We start from the raw sequence: 18,307 nt of genomic DNA on the forward strand, positions 1-18,307 counted from the left end.
AGTCCCCGAAGCACCCTCCCGTCCCTCATCTGCGAGGTGCCCATGAGCACGACCCCTCCACCGCAGGCCCCGCCCACCGAGACGCGCCCGACAGCGGGCGAACCCACCGCCGACGAGGGCGCGTTCGCCTGGCTGCGGGCGCTGGGACCGCAGGGCCGCCGCGCCTTCGGCGGCGCGTTCGGCGGCTACGGCCTGGACTCGTACGACTACTTCACGCTGCCGCTGAGCATGGTGGCCCTGGCGGCGTACTTCGGTCTCGACAGCGGCCAGACCGGGCTGTTCACGACCGTCACGCTCGTCGTGTCCGCGATCGGCGGAGCCGCCGCGGGTGTCGTCGCGGACCGGATCGGGCGCGTCAAGGCGCTGATGATCACCGTCGTCATGTACGCGGTCTTCACCGTGGCCTGCGGCTTCGCGCCCAACTACGAGACCCTGCTGGTCTTCCGGGCGCTCCAGGGGCTCGGTTTCGGCGGTGAGTGGGCGGTCGGCGCGATCCTGGTCGCCGAGTACGCGAGCCCCCGGCACCGGGGCCGTACGCTCGGCGCGGTCCAGAGCGCCTGGGCCGTGGGCTGGGGACTCGCCGTGCTCGTCTACACGCTGGTCTTCCAGTTCCTCGACGACGACCTCGCCTGGCGCGTGATGTTCTGGACCGGGGCGCTGCCCGCCCTGCTCGTCGTCTGGGTGCGCCGTCGGGTGAAGGACGCGCCGGAGGCGGCCGAGCGCCGCAAGGAGAGCCCCCAGAAGGGTTCCTTCGCGGCGATCTTCAAGCCCGGCACGGCCGCCGCGCCCGGACTGCTGAAGACGACGGTCTTCGCGGTCCTGCTCTCCACCGGCGTCCAGGGCGGCTACTACACGCTGGCCACCTGGGTCCCGACGTACCTGAAGACGGACCGCGGGCTGTCCGTCGTGGGCACCGGCGGCTATCTCACGTTCCTGATCTCCGGGGCCTTCATCGGCTATCTGACCGGCGGCTACCTCACCGACAAACTGGGCCGCAAACGCAACATCCTGCTCTTCGCGATCCTCTCGGCGGTCTGCATCCTGGCGTACGCGAACATCCCGAGCGGCGCCAACACCCTGGTCCTGGTGCTCGGTTTCCCGCTCGGGTTCTGCATGTCGGCGATCTTCAGCGGCTTCGGCTCGTTCCTCAGCGAGCTGTACCCGACGGCCGTACGCGGTACGGGGCAGGGCTTCACGTACAACACCGGCCGAGCCGTGGGCGCGGTCTTCCCGACGGTGGTCGGTTTCCTGGCCGACAGCTGGGGTGTCGGGGGCGCGCTGGTCTTCGGCGCCGTCGGCTACGGCCTCGCGGCCCTGGCCCTGATCGGTCTGCCCGAGACGCGTGGGAAGGAGCTCCTGTGAACCGGCACCGGCATCCGGGGGCGCCGTCGAGCGCACAGCACCGCCCGCTGAACCTTCTCGACGACCACGCGCACGCGTGGAGCCCGGCAGAGGCACGCTCCCGGTTCCGTTCGGGCGTGTCGGGTTCCACCGCGGGCTGCGCGGCGGGCCACACCCAGGCGAACCTGATCTCGGTGCCGGCCGACTGGGCCTACGACATGCTGCTGTTCTGCCAGCGCAACCCGAAGTCCTGCCCGGTCCTGGACGTCACCGACGCCGGTTCCTGGACGACCGTCCTGGCCGACGGCGCCGATCTGCGCACCGATCTGCCTCGCTACCGGGTGTGGGAGCACGGCGAACTGGTGGCGGAGCCCACGGACGTGGTGGCGCACTGGCGCGACGACCTGGTGTCGTTCCTCATCGGGTGCAGTTTCACCTTCGAGTGGGCGCTGACCGCGGCGGGCGTACCGATGCGCCACATCGAGCAGGGGCGCAACGTCTCCATGTACGTGACCGGCCGGCAGTGCCGTCCGGCGGGGCGGCTGCACGGGCCCATGGTGGTGTCCATGCGTCCGGTGCCGCCCGAGTACCTGTCCGTGGCGATCCGGGAGACCGGCCTGCTGCCCGCGGTGCACGGCAGCCCGGTGTACTGCGGCGACCCGGGCACCCTCGGCATCGAGGACCTGGGCCGCCCCGACTTCGGCGACCCGGTGGACTTCGAGCCGGACGACATCCCGGTGTTCTGGGCCTGCGGGGTGACGCCGCAGGCCGCGGTGATGGCCTCGCGGCCGCCGTTCGCGATCACCCACGCGCCGGGCCAGATGTTCCTCACCGACGCCCGTGACGAGCAGTACCGTGTCGCCTGACCGGAGAACGGACATGTCATGACCTCGATCGATCTCAACGCCGATCTCGGCGAGGGCTTCGGCCGCTGGCACCTGACCGACGACGAACAGCTGCTGTCCGTCGTCACCAGCGCCAACGTGGCCTGCGGCTTCCACGCCGGGGACCCCGCCACCATGCGGCGGGTGTGCGCGCTCGCCGCCGAGCGCGGTGTACGGATCGGCGCCCAGGTCTCCTACCGGGACCTGGCGGGCTTCGGGCGACGCGCGATGGACGTGCCGCCCGACGAACTGGCGGCCGAGGTGGCGTACCAGATCGGCGCTCTGGAGATCTTCGCGCGCGCGGCGGGCGCGCGCGTGGCCTACGTCAAACCGCACGGCGCGCTCTACAACCGCGTCGTGCACGACGCGGAGCAGGCGCGGGCGGTGGTGGCGGGGGTGCTCCTGGCCGACTCCACGCTGCCGGTGCTCGGCCTGCCCGGCTCACGGTTCCTCGACATGGCCGCTCAAGCGGGGCTCCCGGTCGTCACGGAGGCGTTCGCGGACCGCGCGTACACCGAGTCGGGCACGCTCGTGCCGCGCGGCCGGGACGGCGCGGTGATCACCGATTCCGACGCCGTCGTGGAACGCTCGGTCGGGCTCGCCCGTTCTGGTGTCGTCAGGTCCCACTCGGGGCGTGACATCGAGGTACGGGCCCGGTCCCTGTGCCTGCACGGCGACACGCCCGGTGCGGTGGACCTGGCCCGCCGGGTCCGAGCGGGTCTTGAGGAGGCCGGCGTGCGCGTGGAGGCGTTCGTATGAGGGCGCTGCCCGTCGGCGGCCGTGCCCTGCTCGTCGAAGTGTCCACGGACGAGGAGGCACAGGCCCTGCACGCCGAGCTGCTCCGCCGCCGTGCGGAGGGCTCCCTCTTTGTGCGCGAGATCGTCCCCGCCGCCCGCTCGGTCCTGCTCGACGGGCTCGACGAGCCGGCCCGGCTGGCCGCGCAGCTGTCCGGCACCCGCCTTCCGCCCGTCCCGCCGCCCGCGAAGGCGGCCGTGGAGATCCCCGTGCGCTACGACGGCCCCGATCTGGCGGACGTCGCCGAGCGCTGGGGCGTGTCCCCCGCGGAGGTGGCCCGGATCCACGCGGCGGCCGGGTTCCGGGTCGCCTTCTGCGGGTTCGCGCCCGGCTTCGGCTATCTCACCGGGCTCCCGGCCCGCTACAGCGTGCCCCGGCACGCGACCCCTCGTACGACCGTCCCGGCGGGCTCCGTGGGTCTGGCGGGTCCGTACACGGGGGTGTACCCGCGCGCCTCGCCGGGCGGCTGGCGGCTGATCGGCACGACGGACGCCGTCCTGTGGGACCACACGCGCGTGCCGGCCGCGCTCCTGTCACCGGGCACACCGGTCCGCTTCGTGCCGGTGGACTCCTGATGACGGACCGCGCACTCGCCGTCGTACGGGCCGGGGCGCTGACCACCGTGCAGGACCGGGGCCGTCCCGGCCACGCGCATCTCGGCGTACCGCGCTCCGGCGCGCTGGACGCGCCCGCCGCCGCCCTGATGAACCGGCTCGTCGGCAATCCGCCCGAGGCGGCCCTCCTGGAGACGACGCTCGACGGATGCGACCTGCGGCCGCGTTCGGCGGTCACGGTGGCCGTGGGAGGCGCCCCGAGCCCCGTCCGCGTGGACGGCCGCCCGGTCGCCTGGGGTGCCCCGGTGCACGTGCCCGCCGGGGCACTGCTGTCCGTGGGCACGGCGCTGCGCGGCGTACGCGCCTACGTGGCCGTGTCTGGCGGCGTGACCGTCGAGCCGGTGCTGGGCAGCCGGTCGACGGACCTGCTGTCGGGCCTGGGCCCGCCGCCCCTCACCGACGGGACGGTGCTGCCGCTGGGGAAGCCGGGCACCCCCCACGCGCGCGTGGACGTGGTCCCCCAGCCGTCCCCTCCGACGGAACTCGTCCTGCGGGTGATGCTCGGCCCGCGCGACGACTGGTTCACGGCTGCGGCCCTGCGCACCTTCACCACGCACGCCTACCGCGTGTCCTCGGCGAGCAACCGCATCGGCCTGCGCACGGAGGGGCCCGCCCTGGAGCGGGCGATCGGAGGCGAACTGCCCAGCGAGGGCATGGTCCTGGGCGCGGTCCAGGTACCCCCGGACGGCAGCCCCGTGATCTTCCTGGCCGACCACCCCACCACGGGCGGCTACCCGGTGATCGCGGTGGTCCACCCCACGGACCTCCCCACCACAGCCCAGGCCACCCCGGGCACCCCAGTGAAATTCACCCCGACACACCCCCGCTAGGAATCTTTCAAGGGGCGCGGGGAACTGCGCGACCAGCCACGACGCACCCGCACGAACAGTCGACCTCAACCACCCACCCCCTCCCCGCCACCCGCCAGCCCGGCCAACGCCGCAGCCACCGCCCGGGACGCCCCAAGATCGAGCCGCGCACTCGTCCCCCGCACCCGGTGCCGCACCTCGGACGCGGCCAGCGTCAGAAGCTGAGGCAGCAGATCCGTACACCGCCGGGCCACCCACCCGGTCCCGGCGGTGGCCAGCCACCACAGGCTCGCCGACCGAGTGGGCCCGGGAAACTCCGGCTCGGCCCCCGGCACGGGCCCCGTGGCGAGCCCCGCCCCCGCCAACAGCGCGTGGAAGTGCCGCGCGAGCTGCCGATGCCCCCGCTCCCCCGGATGCAACCGGTCCGCACTCCACATGGCCCGGTCGTCGACCCAGTCCCCCTCCGCCGCGTGCAGATGCACCGCCCCGTACCGCTCGGACAGCGCGTGCACGACCGCGTTCACGGCCCGCTGACGCCGCGCGAGCGGCCGGGCCAGCGCCCCCGGCAGCCCCAGCATCGCCCCGGGATCGGGCAGACACGCGGTGAGCAGGACGGCACCCTGCCCGGTGAACGCCGCGTACACCTCGTCGAGCCGCCCGGCCACGGCGTGGATGTCGAACGTGCACCGCAGGGTGTCGTTCACACCGATGACGACCGACGCGAGGTCCGGCCGTCCGGCCAGCGCGGCCGGCGTCTGGCGTTCCAGGACGTCCCGCGTCTGGGCGCCGCTGACCGCGAAGTTGGCGAACTCCACCGGCGCGTCCGGCGGCGCCAGTCCGTCGGCGAGCAGCGCGGCCCAGCCGCGCCACCCCTCGCCGACGGGGTCGCCCACCCCTTCCGTCAGGGAGTCGCCCAGCGCCACGAACCGGCGGGCTCTCACGGCGCACCCACGCGCACCGCGGCGTCGTGCGCGCTGAGGAACGCCGCGACCGCGGCCGGCCACGCGAAACACTCGGCACGCGCGCGTGCCGCCTCGCGCCGCTGGGCCTCCGGCTGGTCCATGAGCATCCTGATCGCCGCGCCGAAGGCCGTCCCGGTGTCCGCCGCGGTGGCCCCGGCCGAGCCGATGACCTCCGGGAGCGCGGAGGAGGCGCTGGCGACGACGGGCGTACCGCAGGCCATGGCCTCAAGGGCGGCGAGCCCGAACGTCTCGGCGGGCCCCGGCGCCAGGCACACGTCGGCACTGGCCTGCAGACCGCCGAGGAGCACACGGTCACCGACGTGCCCGAGGAAGGTGACCGGCAGCCTCCGTTCGCGCGCCCGCTGTTCGAGCCGGGCCCGCAGCGGTCCGTCGCCGGCCACGACGAGCACCGCGCGCCGTCCGCTCCGCAGCAGCGCCTCCAGCGCGTCCAGGGCCGTCCCGGGCCGCTTCTCGACGGACAGCCTGGAGCACATCACCAGCAGCGTCTCGTCCGCGCGCGCGTACCGGGCCCGCAACTCCGGGTCCCGCAGCGCGGGATGCCTGCCCTCCAGGTCGACGCCCAGAGGGGCGCGTACGACATTGCGGGCGCCGATGCGGACGAACTCGCGCTCCGCGAACTCCGTGGTGCACACGACCCGCGCGTAGTGGTGCGCGGTACGGAGGTTGAGGGCGTCGGAGGTCCGCCGGGCCAGGCCCGGTGACATGCCCCAGGTGCGCAGCACGCCGTCGGCGGTCTCGTGGGAGACCATCACGGCGGGCACCCGGGCGCGCCGCGCCCAGACACCGGTCCAGCGCAGCGTCGTACGGTCGCAGACCTCCAGCCGGTCGGGGGCGAGCGACTCCAGGAGCGCCGCCACACGCCGTTTGTCGGTGAGGACGCGGTAGCCGCCGGTGCCGGGCAGCAGCGGGCCCGGCAGAGTGATGACGCGCCCCTGCTCGGTCTCGCGGTCCGAGGTGCGCTCGCCGGGCACGACCAGTACGGGCCGGTGCCCGGCCGCCCGGTAGCCCGCGCCCAGTTCACGCAGCGCGGTGCGCAGGCCGCCCGAGGTGGGGGCGACGAAGTTGGCGAGGCGGACGATCCGCAGGGACTCGCTCATGCCGCCACCACCGCGCGGCCGGCGAGGACGTCCGTGTAGTGCCCGATGAGCTGGTCCCCGACGGCGGCCCAGGTGCGGCCCTCGACGGTACGCCGCGCCTCGGCTCCGTACGCGGCCCGCAGCGCGGGGTCCCCGGCGAGCGACCACACGGCGTCGCGCACGGCGGCCTCGTCGCGCGGCGGGACGAGCAGTCCGGTGCGCCCGTGCGCCACCAGGTCCAGCGGACCGCCCGCGGCGGGGGCGACGACCGGGACGCCACTGGCCATCGCCTCCTGGACGGTCTGGCAGAAGGTCTCGAACGGTCCGGTGTGCACGAAGACGTCCAGCGAGGCGAAGATCCGGGCGAGTTCGTCGCCGGTGCGGCGTCCCAGGAAGACGGCTCCCGGCAGCGCCTGGCCCAGACTCGGCCGGCTCGGGCCGTCCCCGACGACGACCACGCGTACGCCCTCCAGACCGCAGGCTCCGGCGAGGAGTTCGATCTGCTTCTCGGGGGCGAGCCGGCCCACGTAGCCGACGATCAGTTCGCCGTTCGGGGCGAGTTCACGGCGGAGGGTGTCGTCCCGGAGCTGCGGCCGGAAGCGTTCGGTGTCGACGCCGCGCGGCCACAGCCGCACCCGGGGCACGCCGTGCGCCTCCAGGTCGTGCCGGGCGGCGCTGGACGGGGCGAGCGTGCGGTCGGCGGCGGCGTGGACGGAGCGGATACGGCGCCAGGCGGTGGCCTCGCCCGTGCCCATGTACGTACGGGCGTAGCCGGCGAGGTCGGTCTGGTATACGGCCACGGCGGGGATGCCGAGGCGGCCCGCGGCGGCCATGCCGCGGACGCCGAGGACGAAGGGGCTGGCCAGGTGGACGATGTCCGCGCGGTGTGCGGTGATCGCGGCGGCGACGCGGCGGCTGGGGAGGGCAACGCGGACCTGGGGGTAGCCGGGGAGCGGGAGGGAGGGGATGCGGACGACGGGGCACGGTGCGCCTGCGTCGGCGCCGTTCCCGAAGGAGGCGCCCGACTGCTCTGCGGGAGTCGAGAGCTTGGGGGAGGTTGCCGGAGCGACGACAACGGGGGTGTGACCACGCTCGACGAGGTGCCGGGCGGTCTGGAGCGCGCAGTGGGCCACGCCGTTCACATCGGGGGGAAAGGATTCGGTCACGATGACGACACGCATACGGGTGTTGTCGTCGTGCTGGACGTGGACGCGTCAACGTGGATCTTTCCGGACGAGGAACGTCCCATGAGCGTTGTGCTCCGCACGCCCCCGCATCACGAACCGGTCACGCTCCGGCGTCCGGGCCCGTACCTGCGGGATACGGGCCGACGACGCGACGCCCGCACGCCGTCGCGCGCTCCGGTCCCGCACCGGCCTCCGCACGCCGGTCCCGCACGGCGCTCGCCCCGCTCACGCCTCCCCTGCCACTCACGCCTCCGCTGCCGCCCGCGACCGCTTCTCCCGTCGGCACCTGCGCCCATCGGTCGCGACACTCGCCGACTCAACGCTCACCCGTCGCGACATTCGCCGGTCGCAACCGCTCGTCGGTTACGACGCCCGTCGGTCGCCTCGCGGTCTCATACGGCGGACGCGTCCGGTCCGATGCGGCTGCGGACCGCGGTCTGCACGTCGGCCTCCTCGGCCGGATCGGCGGCGAGCCGGCGGAGCTGGTCGACCACGCGGGCGTCACCGGTCTCGGCATGCCGCGCGGCCACTTCGCGGGTGGTCTCCTCGCAGTCCCAGAGGCACTCGACGGCGAACCCGGCGGCGAAGGAGGGATCGGTGGCGGCCAGCGCGCGTGCCGCCCGCCCGCGCAGATGGGACGAGGCGGTCTCGCGGTAGACGTGCCGCAGGACGGGGGCGGCGCCCGCGATGCCGAGCCGTCCGGCGCCGTCGACGAGGGTCCACAGGGTCTGCGCGTCGGGCCCCTCGCCCCGTACGGCCTCACGCAGGGCCTCCAGGACGAGTTCGCGGTCCTGGGCGCCGCCCCGGCAGGCGAGGACGCGTCCCGCGGCGTCTCCCAGGGCGTCGGGCCGGTGGACCCAGCCGCGGGCCCGTTCCACCGCGGAGGCGCTCCGCATCCGTTCGAAGGCGTCCACGGCGGCGTCCACGACGAGCCGGGAGCCGGAGACCTGGGCGGCCTCGACCAGGTCCAGCGCGTCGGGATCGTGGCTGTCGGCGAGATACCGCAGGGCCGTGCACCGTGCGCCGTCGTCGCCGCTGCGCGCGGCCTCGACGATCTCGGCGCGGTCCTCGGGTCCCGCGACCGCCGTGAGGCAGCGCGCGGCGGGCACATGGAGTGCGGCGCCGCGGTCGATGCCCTGCTGAGCCCACTCGAAGACGGCCCGCACACTCCACCCGGGGCGTGGCCCGGTGGGTCGCATCTGTTGCTGCCACCGGTCGAAGGAACCGGCTTCCCGCGCGCCGCGCACGCGCGTGGCGACCGCTTCGCGGGGATCGTCGGCCCACAGCCGCCAGGGCCGCGGTTCGAAGGAGTCCCGAACGACCGCCGCGAGCTCGGCCTCGCCCTCGGGACCGGTGGGGAACCGGGCGAGAACGGGGACCGCCAGGGCGCGCAGACCGGCGTCGTCGTCGCGCAGCGCGAGTTCGTCGAGGGCCCAGGCCCAGTTCGCGCCACAGGCGGCGTACCGCCGCAGCAGTTCCAGGGCGTCCCGCCTGCCGTAGGAGGCGAGATGGCCGAGGACGGCGAGCGCGAGGCCCGTGCGTGACTCGTCCGTGTCGAGCACGTCCGCCGTGTCGAAGAGGTGCGCCTCGATCTCGTCGAGGCTTCCGCCCAGGTCGAGGTGGAGGCGCGCGTAGTAGAGAGAGCGGTTCTCCACCTGCCAGTCGTGGCGGGGGTCGCTCAGCACGCAGTGGTTGAGCGCCGCGAGCGCCTCGGCCCGCGGTGCGGTGAGCGCGTGCAGCGTGCCGTCGCCGCGGCCCCTCTGGAGCAGGCCGAGCAGCGTGCCGCTGGGCGCTATGACCGGATCGAACATGGGAAACAGCCTCACATCAAGCGTCGACGCAACCGGGGTCCTGCTTTACCTGGCCGCGTGACAACACGTCGGGGCGCCCGCCGTTTCCTGCTTGCTGTAGACCATTTTCCTCTGCCTCTCGTCGGTGGCCCGTGCGGGCCGCATCACGGTCCGCGCGGTGCGGCAACACCTGCCCAGCCATCGCGTCCGTAAATCACGACGTCATGATGACCCAGCGGTTCTCGCTGCCGCGACCGCATTTCCGGCGGCCCCGTTCCGCCTCCCCCAAAAAAGCTGTTTCGCCTGGTCAAGGCGGATGGTTCAGTGTGCTCCGAACAGCTCGAGCAGTTCGGCCTTGGCGAACATCCGGGCCGTGTCGACGGCGGAGGGCGTCCCCGCCGAGGGGTCCGCGCCGGCGTCCAGAAGGACCCGGATGACGGCGTCCTCGCCCTTGAAGACGGCCCCGGCGAGCGGGGTCTGGCCTCTGTCGTTGATGCGGTCCGCCTCCGCCCCGCGCGCCAGGAGGGCGCTCACGGCGTCGGCGTGGCCGTGGTAGGCCGCCAGCATCACGAGCGAGTCGCCGCGGTCGTTGGTGAGGTTGGCCGGAACACCCGCGTCGACGTACGCCACGAGTGCCTCGGTCCGCCCCTGCCGGGCCAGATCGAAGATCTTGGTCGCCAGCTCCACGACCTCGGGGTCGGGCGCTTCACTCATCGACGGGACCGCCTCTCACTGCGGGAACGGAGGACGTGCGGCCGTCGCGGTGCGGCCGTACGAGTGATTCGCCAGCGTACTGGCTTCGCGGGCACATGACCCGGGCCACCGCAGGCAAAGATCACCACGAAACCGACAAAATGCCGGGAGGGCGACCCGGAGGCCTCACTGGGCGGAGCCAACGGGGTGAAATAAGCAGGAATTCACCCAGTTGCACCTTTTATCGTATGGATACATGCTGTGAGCCTGGAAGTACTCATGGTGACTGTCCCCATCGACCAGGAGAACTCTCATGATCCTGTCCATCTCAGGTGTGGTCCTGCTCGGCATCATCGTCTTCCTCTTCTTCCGCAAGGACGGCCTCAAGGCCTCGCACGCGATGGTCTGCGCCCTCTTCGGGTTCTACCTCGCGGGTACGGCCATCGCGCCGAGCATCACGGCCGGCGGCGCGAGCCTGGCCGGGCTGCTCGGCGGGATCAAGTTCTGACGACCGACCCGTTCGCACGCACCGTCAGGAGACAGCAGTGGCCCGGCGCCCCCTCCCCCGCATTCTGAGTACCGGCAGCGCGCAGATCGCCCGCAGCCGGGACCTGGCCCGGACGGCAGCTGACAGCGCCACCGACGTCCTCCACCCACTGATCACCATCAGCCGTGGACTGCGTCGGCTGGCAGCGGCCGGCCGGCGCAAATGGGCGGACACCCCCAAGGACCGACGCGGTCCTCTGCTGTTCCTGGTGGCCTCGGTCCTCCTGACCGTGGCCCTCGTCCCGTACGGGCCGCTGCTGGCCGTCATCACCCTGATGGCGGCGGCCGCGTGGCAGGGCCGGGACCGCACCCCGCCCGCGCCGACCGGGGCCGACGAGGCGCAGAGCAAGCGTCTGGCGTCCCTCTACGAGGCGCTCGTGCCGTACTTCTCCGTCCCTGAGGACCCGGCACCCCTCTACGCCCACGGCGGCGACTGGGAGGACGCCTTCGACTCGTACGCGTTCGACGAGACCGGCCGGGTCTGCCACCTGTCCCTTCGCTACCCCGCCTACTTCACGGACGGGGAGGCGGACTCCCGGGCCCGGATCGAGCAGTTGCTGCACGCCAAGTCGGGCCGCGGCCGGGAGTACCGCTTCGCGTGGGACGAGGAGGGCAACCAGCTCACGGTCGCCGTCCTGGCGCCGCTGCCCACCGATGTGGCCGCCCAGCGGTTCGTGACGGCGCCGGGCGAGACCGTCCTCGGCTTCACCGACCCGGACGGTGTCCCGCGCACGCTCCCCGTCTCGTCCGGGGAGGACCGGCGGGACGTGCCGCCGGTGATCTGGCGCACCGGCGCGCGCTCGACCGAGCCGCATCTGCTCGCGGTCGGCGGGCCCGGCAGCGGTACGACCACCCTGCTGCGCTCGATCGCGCTCCAGGCCCTCCAGCACGGCGACGTGGTGATCATCGAGGGCGGCGGCACGGGCGAGTTCGCGTGCCTGGCGGGGCGCGCCGGTGTCCTGGGCATCGAATGCGGTCCGTCGCGCGCGTCGGCCAGTCTCGAATGGGCGGCGCACGAGACGGAGCGCCGCCTCGCCGCCGCGAACGACGCCCGGCAGGCGGGGCTCGCGCCGCCGCAGGACACACAGCGTCCACTGTGGCTCCTCCTTGACCGCCCGACCGTGCTCGGCCATCTCGCGGCGGCCGACGACGGCAGGGACCTGGGGGCTCTCCTCCAGGTGCCGTTGCGGCACGGCCGCGCGGCCGGGGTGACGGTCGTGGTGGCCGAGCAGTTCGACGCCCTGGAGTCGCTCGGCGAGGCGGTACTGGCGCACACGCGCGCGCGGGTCGTCCTCGGTCCGGCGTCGGCGGGCCGGCTCGAAGCGGTGCTCGGGGCTCCGCCGCACACGACGCCCACGCCCGACGCACCGGCCGGCCGCGGGTACGCGCGCCTCGGCACGGGCCCGGTCCATCGCCTCCAGGTGCCGGCGACCCCGGACCCGTACGACGAGGCCACCAGCGAGACCCACCGCCAGGCGGTCCTCGCCCTCCTACCGGACACACCCCCCACGACGGAGCCCCCGACCGACCCCGTACACATCACGACACCGACACCGACCCCGGTGGCCGCGATCGCAGAGAGCTGACCCCGACCTGACGCCGCAGCCCCGGCCACGCCCCTGAAGAGCGGCGCTCCTGGGCAGCCCTCGTCCGACCGTCCATCGTGGCTGAGCGCGCAGTTCCCCGCGCCCCTTCGGGCCCCGGAAACCGCCAGCGCTTTCAGGGGCGCGGGGAACTGCGCGACCAGCCCCCACCCACCCGCACCCACACCACCGACCGTTCCCCACCGTCCGCCACGACCGACCGCACACCTTCGGGACCCCAAAGCCGCAACCGCTCATAGGGGCGCGGGGAACTGCGCGACCAGCCCCCACCCACCCGCACCGGAGGGCACCGCCGCGGTGGTGTCACGCCACGAACGTGCGGGGCGCCTCCGGCCCCCCGACCGCCCCCGTCTCCACCAGCCGCGCCGCCGCCGCCAACCGCGCAGCCGCCTCGTCGGCCACCGCCCCGCTGACGGTGAACGGCAGTCGCACATAGCCCTCGAACGCCCCGTCCACACCGAAACGGGGCCCGGACGGCACGCGTACCCCCACCCGCTCACCGACCTCCGCCAGCCGCGAGCCGGACAGACCCCCCGTGCGCACCCACAGCGTGAGCCCGCCGCCCGGCACGTCGAACTCCCACTCGGGCAGCTCACGACGCAGCGCCGACACCAGCGCGTCCCGGTTCTCGCGGGCCTGGTCGCGCCGCACCTCCACCGCCCGCTCCCAGCCCCCCGTGCTCAGCAGCCAGTTCACGGCGAGCTGCTCCAGGACGGGGGTGCCGAGGTCGGCGTAGGCGCGGGCCGAGACCAGGCTGCGGATCACCTCGGGCGCGGCGCGGACCCAGCCGATCCGCATGCCCGCCCAGAAGGCCTTGCTGGCCGACCCGACGGTGACGACCGTGGACCCCGCCGGGTCGAAACCGCAGACGGGACGCGGCAGTTCGAGCCCCTCGTCCAGATGCAGCTCGCTCATGGTCTCGTCCACGACCAGCACCGTCCCGGCCGACCGCGCGGCGTCGACGAGCTGGCGGCGCTGGTCCTCGTCGGCGAGCGCACCGGTCGGGTTGTGGAAGTCCGCGACGACATAGGCGAGGCGCGGCGCGGCGTCGCGCAGCACCTGCCGCCACCGGTCCGTGTCCCAGCCGGCCAGCCCCTCGGCCATGGCCACGGGCACCAGCCGCGCCCCGGCCTCGCGCATCAGCTGAAGGATGTTGGCGTACGAGGGCGACTCGACCGCGATGCGTTCCCCGCGCCCGGCGAAGAGGTGGCAGATGGCGTCGATGGCGCCCATGGCCCCGGTGGTCACCATGATCTGCTCGGGCATGGTGGGAATGCCACGCGCGGTGTACCGCTCGGCGAGCGTGCGGCGCAGGGCGGGCAGCCCGGCCGGATAGTCGCCGTGCGTGTGGGCGTAGGGCGGCAGCTCCTCCAGCGCGCCCTGGACGGCGCGGGTGAGCCAGGGTTCGGGTGCGGGCAGCGCAGCGCAGCCCAGGTCGATCATGGAACCGAGCGCCTCGGGCGGCAGCGGTTCGAGGCCGCGCGCGGGCAGCGGGTTGCCCGCCGGTACGGCGGTCCAGCTGCCCGCCCCTCGGCGGGACTCCAGGAAGCCCTCGGCCCGCATCGCCTCGTAGGCGGCCGCCACGGTGGTGCGGCTGACGGACAGGGAGAGCGCCAGCTCACGCTCGGCCGGCAGCCGCGCGGCCACGGGGACCCGGCCTTCGAGGACGAGCAGCCGGATGCCGTCGGCGAGGGCACGGTAGGCGGGCGGACGGCGCGTGCCGGGGCCCGCCGGGCGCTCCTGCTGGGAGTTGAGCAGCCGGGCGAGCTGCGCGGCCCCTACCGCGGAAGTCCACTGCGCCATGTTTTCCAGTCCACCTTCCTCGAATTGGCCATGGAAGAAGTTTCTCCTCACGCCACAGAGTGCCACGAGTCAGTCCACCACCACCATCCATGGCCATCCACCACCTCCTACCACCACCAAGGGGCACACCTTGTCCACTCCACCGCCGGGGCACCTCACCCGCCGACTCCTTCAGCTGTACGCGGGTCTGGCCCTGTACGGAGTGAGTTCGGCCCTGCTCGTCCGGGCGGGCCTGGGCCTGGAGCCCTGGGGCGTACTGCATCAGGGACTCGCCGAGCTGACCGGGCTGACGATCGGCGTCGTGTCGATCTTCGTGGGAGCCGCCGTCCTCCTCCTGTGGATCCCGCTGCGCCAGCGTCCGGGCCTCGGCACGCTCTCCAACGTCTTCGTGGTCGGCCTCGCGATGGACGGCACGCTCGCCCTCGTCCCGGACGCGCACGCCCTCGCGGTTCGGATACCGCTCATGGTGGCGGGCATCGGGCTCAACGGCGTGGCGACGGGCCTCTACATAGCGGCCCGCTTCGGGCCGGGCCCGCGCGACGGCCTGATGACGGGGTTCCACCGGCGCACCGGCCGCTCGATCCGCCTGGTGCGCACGGTCCTGGAGGCGGCGGTGGTCGCGACGGGCTTCGCCCTCGGCGGCACGGTCGGCGTGGGCACGGTCCTGTACGCGCTGGCCATCGGACCGCTAGCCCAGCTCTTCCTGCGGGTGTTCGCCGTACCTTCCGCATCACCGGGCGGCAGCACGGTCGTTGCCACCGGGCCATCGGAACGGGCGATACTGCGCGGGTGATCTCGCACATACGCCACCCCTACCTCGACCATCCCGGCCCCATCGCCTTCGCCCACCGGGGCGGGGCCGCCGACGGCCTGGAGAACACCGTGGTCCAGTTCCGCCGCGCGGTCGGGGCCGGCTACCGGTACATCGAGACCGATGTGCACGCCACGGCGGACGGGAGACTCGTCGCGTTCCACGACGCGACGCTGGACCGGGTGACCGACGGTGCGGGCCGGATAGCGGACCTCCCCTGGGACGACGTACGGCACGCGCGCGTGGCGGGCGCCGAACCCGTCCCCCTGTTCGAGGAGTTGCTGCAGACCTTCCCGCACGTCCGCTGGAACGTGGACGTCAAGGCGGAGCCCGCGCTGCGGCCGCTCCTCGACCTGATCGACCGCACCGGCTCCTGGGACCGCGTCTGTGTCGGCTCCTTCTCCGAGGCGCGGGTCGCCCGCGCCCAGCACCTGGCAGGCCCGCGCCTGGCCACCTCGTACGGCACCCGGGGCGTCCTCGGGCTGCGCCTGCGGTCGTGGGGGGTACCGGCCGCGCTGCGGGGCTCGGCGGTCTGCGCCCAGGTCCCCGAGACCCAGTCGGGCGTCCCGGTCGTCGACCGCCGCTTCGTGCGCGCCGCCCACGCGCGCGGGCTGCACGTCCACGTGTGGACGGTCAACGAGCCCGAGCGGATGCACCGGCTTCTGGACCTGGGAGTCGATGGCATCATAACCGATCACATCGAGACGCTGCGCAGGGTCCTTCAGGACCGGGGCACCTGGGTCTGAGGCCTGGCGCCACGCGGTGTCCGGATCCGGGAACGCGACGAGGACACGACGGGGAAGCGAGGGCACGGGTGGGCACCGACACCGTGCGGGAACAGGTGGCCGACGGTGCCGCCGAGCGGCGGCGCGAACAGCACGGCTGGTACTTCTACGACTGGGCCTGCTCCGTGTACGCGACCAGCGTGCTCACCGTGTTCCTCGGCCCCTATCTGACGTCGGTCGCCAAGGCGGCGGCGGACGTGGACGGATTCGTGCACCCGCTGGGGATTCCCCTGCGCGCCGGCTCGTTCTTCGCCTACTGCGTGTCCGCGTCCGTGGTCCTGTCGATCGTCGTGATGCCCATGGCGGGCGCGGCGGCCGACCGTACGGGCCGCAAGAAGCCGCTCCTGGCGTTCGCCGCCTATCTGGGTGCGGCGGCCACCACCGGCATGTTCTTCCTGGACGGCGACCGCTATCTGCTGGGCGGCCTCCTGCTCGTCGTGGCCAATGCCTCGCTGGCCGTCTCGATGATGCTCTACAACTCCTATCTGCCGCAGATCGCGCCGCCCGAGGAGCGCGACGCGGTCTCGTCGAAGGGGTGGGCCTTCGGCTACGCGGCGGGCGCGCTGGCCCTGGTGGGCAACCTGGTGCTCTACACCGCCCACGACAGCTTCGGCCTCTCGGAGTCGATGGCGGTCCGCATCTGCCTGGCCTCGGCGGGCCTGTGGTGGGGCGCCTTCACCCTCATACCGCTCAAGCGGCTGCGCGACCGCCGCAGGACGCCTCCCTCCTCGATCTCGCCGGACTCGCCGAGCGTCACGGGTACGACGGGCGCTACGGGCACTACGGGCAAGTCCACGCGCGGCTGGCGGCAGTTGGCGGCGACCGTGCGCGACATGCGCCGCCAACCGCTGACGCTCGCCTTCCTCCTCGCGTACCTCGTCTACAACGACGGCATCCAGACGGTCGTCTCGCAGGCCTCCGTGTACGGCTCCGAGGAGCTGGGCCTCGACCAGTCGACGCTGATCGTCGCCGTGCTGATGGTCCAGGTGCTCGCGGTGGCCGGCGCCCTCGGCATGGGCCGGCTGGCCCGGACGTACGGCGCCAAGCGGACCATCCTCGGTTCTCTGGTCGCCTGGACCGTCATGCTGGGCGCCGGTTACTTCCTGCCGGCGGGATCCCCCGCCTGGTTCTTCGTCCTCGCGGCCGGCATCGGACTCGTCCTCGGCGGCAGCCAGGCGCTGTCCAGGTCTCTGTTCTCGCATCTGGTGCCGCCCGGCAAGGAAGCCGAGTACTTCTCGGCATACGAGATGAGCGACCGGGGCATGAGCTGGCTGGGCCCGCTCATCTTCGGCCTGACGTACCAGCTGACGGGAAGCTATCGCGACGCGATCATCTCGCTCGTGGTCTTCTTCGTGCTGGGGTTCGCCCTGCTCGCGCGGGTTCCGGTACGTCGGGCCGTACGGGACGCGGGGAACCCGGTTCCCGCAAGGATTTAGCACTCGGAGCCAAAGGGCGGTAGTGTACGCGTTTGGCCTGCCAGGCGTACCGTTACTGCGAGTCAAAGATGACGAAACGCCGGGTGACATCTCCTGTCAGATGTGACAAACCGGGCGCATGTGGGTACAACAAGGGGCGGCTACGACGGCGAGGCATGGCCCGGAACGGGAATCTTTACCGCCGACCGGACGTTGACCGGATGACGACGACAGCGACACCTGTCCTGTGGGCGACAAGCCCGGGAGGCACGATTCATGAGTGAGCGAGCTCTTCGCGGCACGCGCCTCGTGGTGACTAGCTACGAGACGGACCGCGGCATCGACCTGGCCCCGCGCCAGGCCGTGGAGTACGCATGCGAGAAGGGCCATCGATTCGAGATGCCCTTCTCGGTGGAGGCGGAGATCCCGCCGGAGTGGGAGTGCAAGGTCTGCGGGGCCCAGGCACTCCTGGTGGACGGCGACGGCCCTGAAGAGAAGAAGGCCAAGCCCGCGCGTACGCATTGGGACATGCTGATGGAACGGCGTACGCGAGAGGAGCTCGAAGAGGTCCTCGAAGAGCGCCTGGCCGTGCTTCGATCCGGAGCCATGAACATCGCGGTCCACCCTCGGGACAGCCGCAAGTCCGCGTAGCCCCTCCGGGGGCCGGGCGGCATACAACGCACAGCACGCAACCGCGGGCGCCGTACCTCTGGGTACGGCGCCCGCGGTTTTGTGCGTGTGCGTGTACGTACGACGTGCGTACGTGCGGCGCGGCGCGCGGCGGATCAGTGCGCACGCTCTCGGAGTTCGACGAGGTAGTCGGCGATCGCGTCACGGTTGCGGGCGAGGACGTGGATGCGTTCGGTCAGCCTGTCGCGTTCGTGTTCGAGGGCCGCCACCGTCTCGGACGTGACGCCTTCGAAGACGATCGGGTCGCGGGGCGATTCCAGACAGGGCAGGATCCCGCGGATCGCCTGTGTCGACAGGCCGGCGTTCAGCAGTTCGCGGATCTGCCGGACGCGGCCCAGGGTCGTCTCGCTGTAGTCGCGATAGTTGTTGGGCCCACGGGTCGAGGTGATCAAGCCCTTCGCCTCGTAGAACCGCACCTGTCGCGCCGAGGCACCCGCTTGGGCGGCCAGCTCACCGATCCGCATATCAGCAGGCTACCGCT

General features: G+C 73.0%; 18 protein-coding genes. 11 read left to right on the plus strand and 7 right to left on the minus strand.

Going from position 1 to position 18,307, the window contains the following annotated elements:
* Positions 1 to 42 precede the first annotated feature (42 nt).
* The 5 genes from ACLVWQ_RS33005 to ACLVWQ_RS33025 are packed head-to-tail and all read left to right on the plus strand — an operon-like array spanning position 43 to position 4,464.
* Entirely contained in the window at positions 43 to 1,362 is a 1,320-nt protein-coding gene (locus tag ACLVWQ_RS33005) for an MFS transporter (RefSeq protein ID WP_414112913.1), read from the plus strand.
* Positions 1,359 to 2,207, plus strand: a complete 849-nt coding sequence (locus tag ACLVWQ_RS33010; RefSeq protein ID WP_414112914.1) for a putative hydro-lyase — start codon at positions 1,359 to 1,361, stop codon at positions 2,205 to 2,207. Before ACLVWQ_RS33005 ends, ACLVWQ_RS33010 begins: the two co-directional genes overlap by 4 nt.
* An 18-nt stretch (positions 2,208 to 2,225) precedes the next feature.
* Entirely contained in the window at positions 2,226 to 2,984 is a 759-nt protein-coding gene (locus ACLVWQ_RS33015) for a LamB/YcsF family protein (RefSeq protein ID WP_414112915.1), read from the plus strand.
* Positions 2,981 to 3,595: a 5-oxoprolinase subunit B family protein gene (locus ACLVWQ_RS33020; protein ID WP_414112916.1), complete on the plus strand. Its 615-nt coding sequence runs from the start codon at positions 2,981 to 2,983 to the stop codon at positions 3,593 to 3,595. Before ACLVWQ_RS33015 ends, ACLVWQ_RS33020 begins: the two co-directional genes overlap by 4 nt.
* Positions 3,595 to 4,464 (plus strand): biotin-dependent carboxyltransferase family protein, encoded by an 870-nt coding sequence (locus ACLVWQ_RS33025; RefSeq protein WP_414112917.1) that lies wholly within the window; start codon positions 3,595 to 3,597, stop codon positions 4,462 to 4,464. Before ACLVWQ_RS33020 ends, ACLVWQ_RS33025 begins: the two co-directional genes overlap by 1 nt.
* A 65-nt stretch (positions 4,465 to 4,529) precedes the next feature.
* Here the strand turns inward: ACLVWQ_RS33025 and ACLVWQ_RS33030 are convergent, their stop codons facing one another.
* From ACLVWQ_RS33030 to ACLVWQ_RS33050, 5 genes are all read right to left on the minus strand, one after another.
* Positions 4,530 to 5,384, minus strand: coding sequence for an SGNH/GDSL hydrolase family protein (locus ACLVWQ_RS33030; RefSeq protein WP_414112918.1), 855 nt, complete (start codon positions 5,382 to 5,384; stop codon positions 4,530 to 4,532).
* Positions 5,381 to 6,523, minus strand: a complete 1,143-nt coding sequence (locus tag ACLVWQ_RS33035) for a glycosyltransferase (RefSeq protein WP_414112919.1) — start codon at positions 6,521 to 6,523, stop codon at positions 5,381 to 5,383. Before ACLVWQ_RS33035 ends, ACLVWQ_RS33030 begins: the two co-directional genes overlap by 4 nt.
* Positions 6,520 to 7,683: a glycosyltransferase family 4 protein gene (locus ACLVWQ_RS33040; protein WP_414112920.1), complete on the minus strand. Its 1,164-nt coding sequence runs from the start codon at positions 7,681 to 7,683 to the stop codon at positions 6,520 to 6,522. Before ACLVWQ_RS33040 ends, ACLVWQ_RS33035 begins: the two co-directional genes overlap by 4 nt.
* 398 nt (positions 7,684 to 8,081) lie before the next feature.
* Positions 8,082 to 9,500, minus strand: a complete 1,419-nt coding sequence (locus tag ACLVWQ_RS33045) for a HEAT repeat domain-containing protein (RefSeq protein WP_414112921.1) — start codon at positions 9,498 to 9,500, stop codon at positions 8,082 to 8,084.
* 300 nt (positions 9,501 to 9,800) lie between these two features.
* Positions 9,801 to 10,193, minus strand: a complete 393-nt coding sequence (locus tag ACLVWQ_RS33050) for an ankyrin repeat domain-containing protein (protein WP_414112922.1) — start codon at positions 10,191 to 10,193, stop codon at positions 9,801 to 9,803.
* A gap of 292 nt (positions 10,194 to 10,485) precedes the next feature.
* On the opposite strand from ACLVWQ_RS33050, the gene ACLVWQ_RS33055 reads away from it, so the two are divergent.
* On the plus strand, positions 10,486 to 10,680 hold the full coding sequence (locus tag ACLVWQ_RS33055; protein WP_235799508.1) for a hypothetical protein: 195 nt from the start codon (positions 10,486 to 10,488) through the stop codon (positions 10,678 to 10,680).
* 37 nt (positions 10,681 to 10,717) lie between these two features.
* Positions 10,718 to 12,304 (plus strand): hypothetical protein, encoded by a 1,587-nt coding sequence (locus ACLVWQ_RS33060; RefSeq protein WP_414112923.1) that lies wholly within the window; start codon positions 10,718 to 10,720, stop codon positions 12,302 to 12,304.
* A 321-nt stretch (positions 12,305 to 12,625) separates the two neighbouring features.
* Here ACLVWQ_RS33060 and ACLVWQ_RS33065 read toward each other — a convergent pair whose 3' ends face one another.
* A complete protein-coding gene (locus ACLVWQ_RS33065; protein WP_414112924.1) occupies positions 12,626 to 14,125 on the minus strand; it encodes a PLP-dependent aminotransferase family protein in 1,500 nt (499 codons plus the stop codon).
* Here ACLVWQ_RS33065 and ACLVWQ_RS33070 point away from each other — a divergent pair.
* From ACLVWQ_RS33070 to ACLVWQ_RS33085, 4 genes are all read left to right on the plus strand, one after another.
* Entirely contained in the window at positions 14,124 to 14,918 is a 795-nt protein-coding gene (locus ACLVWQ_RS33070; protein ID WP_414112925.1) for a YczE/YyaS/YitT family protein, read from the plus strand. The genes ACLVWQ_RS33065 and ACLVWQ_RS33070 overlap by 2 nt on opposite strands.
* Positions 14,915 to 15,682, plus strand: a complete 768-nt coding sequence (locus ACLVWQ_RS33075) for a glycerophosphodiester phosphodiesterase (RefSeq protein ID WP_414112926.1) — start codon at positions 14,915 to 14,917, stop codon at positions 15,680 to 15,682. The genes ACLVWQ_RS33070 and ACLVWQ_RS33075 overlap by 4 nt, the downstream gene beginning before the upstream one ends.
* A 68-nt stretch (positions 15,683 to 15,750) precedes the next feature.
* Positions 15,751 to 17,157, plus strand: coding sequence for an MFS transporter (locus ACLVWQ_RS33080; RefSeq protein ID WP_414112927.1), 1,407 nt, complete (start codon positions 15,751 to 15,753; stop codon positions 17,155 to 17,157).
* A 255-nt stretch (positions 17,158 to 17,412) separates the two neighbouring features.
* Complete coding sequence (locus tag ACLVWQ_RS33085; protein ID WP_003977404.1) at positions 17,413 to 17,787, plus strand: RNA polymerase-binding protein RbpA; 375 nt, start codon at positions 17,413 to 17,415, stop codon at positions 17,785 to 17,787.
* Between the two features lie 134 nt (positions 17,788 to 17,921).
* Here the strand turns inward: ACLVWQ_RS33085 and ACLVWQ_RS33090 are convergent, their stop codons facing one another.
* Positions 17,922 to 18,290, minus strand: coding sequence for a MerR family transcriptional regulator (locus ACLVWQ_RS33090; RefSeq protein WP_414112928.1), 369 nt, complete (start codon positions 18,288 to 18,290; stop codon positions 17,922 to 17,924).
* Positions 18,291 to 18,307 lie beyond the last annotated feature (17 nt).

It is taken from the genome of Streptomyces sp. CWNU-52B (assembly GCF_047444975.1).
Classification (GTDB): Bacteria; Actinomycetota; Actinomycetes; order Streptomycetales; family Streptomycetaceae; genus Streptomyces.